The sequence below is a fragment of the Chitinimonas violaceus genome (assembly GCF_052601015.1).
The window spans coordinates 1-5,436 of record NZ_JBQXDJ010000119.1 but is presented as its reverse complement, the minus strand read 5'-3'; the positions used below and the strand labels follow the sequence as shown (position 1 = coordinate 5,436).

The 5,436-nt window shown below is 47.1% G+C and carries 3 protein-coding genes and 1 pseudogene; 2 read left to right on the top strand and 2 right to left on the bottom strand.

What is annotated here, in order from left to right:
* Positions 1-470 precede the first annotated feature (470 nt).
* A complete protein-coding gene (locus ACUHMQ_RS19935; RefSeq protein WP_445297199.1) occupies positions 471-920 on the bottom strand; it encodes an RpiB/LacA/LacB family sugar-phosphate isomerase in 450 nt (149 codons plus the stop codon).
* 521 nt (positions 921-1,441) lie between these two features.
* On the opposite strand from ACUHMQ_RS19935, the gene ACUHMQ_RS19930 reads away from it, so the two are divergent.
* Entirely contained in the window at positions 1,442-2,365 is a 924-nt protein-coding gene (locus ACUHMQ_RS19930; protein WP_445297198.1) for an AraC family transcriptional regulator, read from the top strand.
* A gap of 403 nt (positions 2,366-2,768) precedes the next feature.
* On the top strand, positions 2,769-5,066 hold the full coding sequence (locus tag ACUHMQ_RS19925; RefSeq protein WP_445297197.1) for a collagenase: 2,298 nt from the start codon (positions 2,769-2,771) through the stop codon (positions 5,064-5,066).
* 265 nt (positions 5,067-5,331) lie between these two features.
* Here the strand turns inward: ACUHMQ_RS19925 and ACUHMQ_RS19920 are convergent.
* A pseudogene (locus tag ACUHMQ_RS19920) lies at positions 5,332-5,436 on the bottom strand (IS5/IS1182 family transposase); the annotation flags it as partial.

Below are 5,436 nucleotides of genomic sequence, written 5' to 3'. Positions count from 1 at the left end.
CCTCTGCCTCCTTAAGCACGGTGATGATTTGGCTGTCCGAAAATCTCGATTTCTTCATTTTGTAGAACTCCCTCTATCCGAGAAAATTCTACTTCTGCACACCCCTATTTTCCGGGGGGATTACCAGGCTACCTCAGTTTACGTGTGATAAATGAGCATGCCGAGATTGTATCTAACACCGTAGAGCTGACGCGCAGCAGACTTTGAACAGGTTCTTACGAGCTGTCACGAGCGGTTGTTAGCAGAATGAAGTGGAATACGATGACCGGATGGCCTTTGGTAAATGAGGTTGTGAGCTTCTTGGTACAAAGCACCCATCACTGTTCTATGCCTCCTCCGCGGAGGACTTCGAACTATATATAAGTCCTGATCATAGCCATGCAGTAAGAGCGGTTAACCGTTTCTAAGGACGATGTTGGCCGCACCAATCCTGGGTACATAGACGGCCAACTATCCTTACTCAAGTTAAGTTAACGGCCTACTCCAGCACCTTGTAACTGCTGCAAGTATCGCAGGCTCTCTTTTTGTGAACCGTCATCCTCTGTTGAAAACCATGCAGCCAGGATCTCCCTTAGCATCTGCTCCGACGTTAGACGGAGAGAAATACCGAGCACATTGGCGTTGTTCCAACGACGTGCACCAGCTGCAGTAAAGGCATCCGCACATAGTGCTGCCCTGATACCGGGGACTTTATTTGCGGCAATCGTAGCGCCGGTTCCTGTAAAGCAACAAACAATAGCCTGATCAGCCTTGCCTTCCGCTACATCGCGTGCGGCTTCTGCAGACACACATGCCCAGTCAGCACGCTGAACATCATGAAACGCACCATGCTTGATAACTTGGTGCCCCATTTCAGTCACGATGTCAGAGATGATGGATGCAATACCATTGTTGGTATCAGATGAGATCGCAATACGCATAGATACTCCAGATGAATTGATGGAATGAAGTGGCGTATCGCAGTACTTAATTCAATTTCGCCATATAGTCTGCTGTGCACTAGCAATACTGCGTTTAACCTACCTCGGAATACTTGTTTGCCCTTTGTATACCTTGCTTCCCGGGTTGTTTTCGCCGTGTATTGCTTTTGCTTGTGAGACTTTCAGTAAGTTTAAAGTCCGACCAGAAAAGCTACCGCGACACAGGGAAACATCATAGAGAGCGTCATTGAGCCGCGGAATACCTGAAGGTCTTGAAGATTTGCCTATTTCTCTTGAACTGCACCGGGTATGCCAAGAAAATGGTCAATATCCCGTTAGGGTATCTGCCTGATTCTCTTGTTGCTTAGAACCTGTTTAAAGTCTCGAGAGCGATAGCAAGACAGGGCAAAAACACTAGAGGAAGCGGAGTTTATAAGTGGTTAATATGTATTCCGAGGGTGTTTTCAACGCTGTATCGTTGACGCGCAGAAGACTTTAAACAGGTTCTTAGGAGTATGCCAATGAGCACCCATACTCTTTTTTCCGATGCTACTGACCGCATGCAGCAGCGCATGATCGAAATACTCGGGCATCTTGCGCCGAACGAGGGTTATACCTGCGCAGACCTTGAAGGTGTGCAGTTCATCCGAGCGAGCCGACCAATGCCGCGCCTGCCAGTATTTTACGAGCCGAGCATCATAGTCGTCTGCCAGGGGAGTAAGTACGGATATCTCGGCGATCAATCGTTTGTCTATGACGCACAGCAGTATCTTGTGCTTTCGGTTCCGCTCCCATTTGAGTGCGAGACTGATGCGAGTTTGGATAAACCATTTCTCGCGATCTCCATTCATGTTGATCTTGCGGTAATCGCTGAGCTCGCGATATTGCTCGATGAGACGAGAGGGGCTGCCATCTGTGAGCCAAGAGGCATCTACTCAACCCCGCTTGATGTACCACTCGCCGATGCGGTACTGCGCCTGCTCGAGACACTCGCGTCTGTGCACGACACACGCGTGCTAGGACCGTCGATTATGCGAGAGATTGCCTACCGGGTCTTGACGGGTGTGCAGGGCGATGCGATCCGCGCGGCACTTATCCAGCAGCATCGTTTTGGTCGTATCACGAAGGCACTGCAGCGTATCCATCTGGATCTGCACCAGGATCTCGATGTTGAGACGCTCGCACGCGAGGCAGGTATGAGCCTTGCGGTATTTCATGCACAGTTTAAAAGCGTCACCGCTACATCGCCGATACAGTACGTAAAGACAGCACGGTTACATCATGCAAAGCGGATGATGGTGCAGGACGGGCTGAGTGCTGGTGCAGCAGCGGCTAGAGTGGGGTATGTAAGCGCATCACAGTTCAGCCGTGAATTCAAGCGGCTGTTTGGCCGAAGCCCCAGCGACGAGGTGCGTTGGATGACGCGAGCTTGGAAACTAGGCTAGATAGCGCGCAAGGTACATAGAGTGAGGAGCAGTCCTTATTGCCTGTTATGAACATCTCGAGCGCATCTTCAGTACGCTATCACTGGACGGAAACAGGCTCGGGCGTCTGTCTACGGCTGAGAAAATGGGGGATTGTTCCCCAATGTAGGTGTGTGCAGCTTTCTGCATTGAAGCAACTCGGCAAGTCAGCCAAGCCCTATTGGTGATATTCACTTCAGTTGCCCAGCAGCCTCAGGACTGTGTATGATCGATCTATGCATAATGCATATTTTGTTACTTGTATATATGCGTTTGTCATTTCTTGTTTATTGTCGAGTACTCTGATTCTAAAACTTGAATCAATAAAGCAGGCTTTAATGCATCTTTTTTAATACTGGTTTTAATAAGGGAACAGGAATAGATTATGTCGAGATTAGTAAAGCGGTATGCTTTAGCTGGAATTACTTTTAGTGTCATTTGCGCATTTCTACCTGTAAGTGCTTCGGCTGGTTCATCGAATCAACCAATAGGTGTATCTAGTAATAAATTGAGGGACTCACGTAACCCTCAATCTGATGCACTTCCCTCGAGTCAGTGGGATCGCGACAATATGGTGTACCGGAAAACTTGCCTGCAAGAGCCAAGGATCCATATTAGAGCGCAAAAAGGCGATGTTTATTCAGATGAAATTCTAGCAGAAGCATGTGGCATCCTGTTTGATTTAGAAAAACTGTATTTGAACACCATGTTTGGTGTTCAGTTAGGTAGTCAGTATACAGATCCATCCATCAGCGGCGCATATGTTCAGCCATCAATTTATGATGCTGGTTTGGACGTTGTAATGTTTAATTCGCCAGAAGAATATCGAAGCAATGGTGATAAATATGGTACTCGCTTAGATGCCGGTGGCTATACTTCTCCTGGTACGCCCTCTTATGTTGGGAATATTACTACAAATTTCCTTTATCATAACGAAAAAACTTGGAATGGTGTACCAATTAATAAGTATGATCCAAAAAGCAGAAATACCCTTGAGTATCAATATGCACATAATTTGAAGCATGAATTTGTTCATTACTTAGATGGTATTTATAACGCCGTTTCTGTGACATCTTTTCCGAATGCGGACTGGTGGATTGAAGGGCATGCTGAATATTTTGCACATCAGAATTCATACTACTTAGCAATAAACTGGGCTACCGAAAGATACACTTTAGGCAGTATTCTAAATGCGTCACCTCAGGATCCGGAGCACGCTCAAAAGGTATATCGCTGGGGTTATTTGGCCGTACGTTTCATGTATGAAAACCATCGCGATGTTATCGAGAATATATTGGCAACATTTCGAAGTACAGATAAATCAGAAGATAAACGTGCTCGTTATCAAAGTATAATTAGCCAATTCCTCGCTACGCCAGATATTAATACTAAATTTCATCAGTGGATTGCTGACCTGAGGAAGTTAAAGCCAGAAGAGCAAGTCAAGCTTCCATTTGCAGGAAATACCTATGCTGGCGGGGTACGTAATACACCTAACCCAAATAGTGGAATTGGCGAAACTACATTCACTATGGGTAATACCTACCGTAACGGTGGAAAAACCAATATCTATGGTAAGAGTTATGAATTGAAACTGCTGCGTTACGATGGTAAGCCCTATACCGGTACTTTTTATGCTTACCACTGTCATCCGCTTAATTGCACCGAAAAGGATGCGGTTATCATTACCCAGCCACGTACACAGGCCAATTTTGTACGCGCTTATTGGGTGAAGAACAGTAATAACGTTGTTCCAGAAACTGGGCAGAAGCCATTTGACAAAACACCTGGGCGTTGGGGTACTAACTTTAATGTTGAGGCTAGGTATGAGAATGGGCAACAGGTTATGGTCGATGGAAAATACTATCGCTTGGTGCTACTAAATTCGGGTGAGGAGTATAACAATGGATATACGATAGGGGGTCATCTAGCACATCCAGATAGCTTCGTGGGTCTTGCGAAAGCCTGGGACAATGGCTTTGACGACTCGGAAAATATGATTGCGTACTGGTTACCTGTAGGTAGCCCGGTGGAAAAGCCGACCAAGACTGGTAAGCCAACGCCAACGCCAACGCCAACGCCAACGCCAACGCCAACGCCAACGCCAACGCCAACGCCAACGCCAACGCCAACGCCAACGCCAACGCCAACGCCAACGCCAACGCCAACGCCAACGCCAACGCCAACGCCAACACCAACGCCAACACCAACACCAACACCAACTTCGAGTGACTTTGATGAGCGGCGTGCCTACCGTGCTGGTGACTGGGCTTATCTGAATGGTCGCCCAGTTCAGTTACAGGTGCTGGTAGATGGCAAGTCTGCAGATAACTACCCAGCTTTACCTGGTATTTACTGCAAACCAAGTAGCTGTAACAGCAATAACCCTTGGATGACTATGCCGGATAGGCGTGTGCGCATATTTTGGCAATCACCGGGGCAGACCAAGCCTACAGGCGGAGGTGGCTCGAATTCGGATGACTTTGATGAGCGGCGTGCTTACCGTGCTGGTGATTGGGCTTATCTAAATGGACGACCTGTGCAGCTGCGTGTGTTAGTGGATGGTAAACCCGCGAGTGACTATCCTGCATTACCCGGTATTTACTGCAAACCGGGTAGCTGTACCAGTGGCAACCCTTGGATGACCATGCCAGATAGACGTGTAAACATCTATTGGGAATAGCCGAAAATGGCTCATTCGAATAAAACAGCGCAGAAGATTCTGCGCTGTTTTTTGCGTGCTCAATATGCGGGTAACTTATTGTGTACCTGTATGTGTACCCTTCAAATAAAAACTACCTCTCGACGGGTTGGCGAGAGAGTAAAGGTATTAGCTGGTATTGGGAGTATAAAAATATATAAAATCCAGTTGGTTAGAGATATTCTCCTTAGGGTTTATACCGTTGGCATGCTAATTGTTTTGATTTTCACTAGGGTCTGTTGACGTTTCACATAGGTAGCCATAGAAACCCACAGGCCATGGCAACCATGCTTTCATAGTTCCGTTTCAGTTTGTCGAACCGGAACGCCACTGCACGGTAATGCTTCAGCCT

Excerpts from the sequence above, each read along its gene's own strand:
- ACUHMQ_RS19930 (WP_445297198.1), top strand. The coding sequence starts at position 1,442 with ATGAGCACCCATACTCTTTTTTCCGATGCTACTGACCGCATGCAGCAG.
- ACUHMQ_RS19935 (WP_445297199.1), bottom strand. The coding sequence starts at position 920 with ATGCGTATTGCGATCTCATCTGATACCAACAATGGTATTGCATCCATC.
- ACUHMQ_RS19925 (WP_445297197.1), top strand. The coding sequence starts at position 2,769 with ATGTCGAGATTAGTAAAGCGGTATGCTTTAGCTGGAATTACTTTTAGT.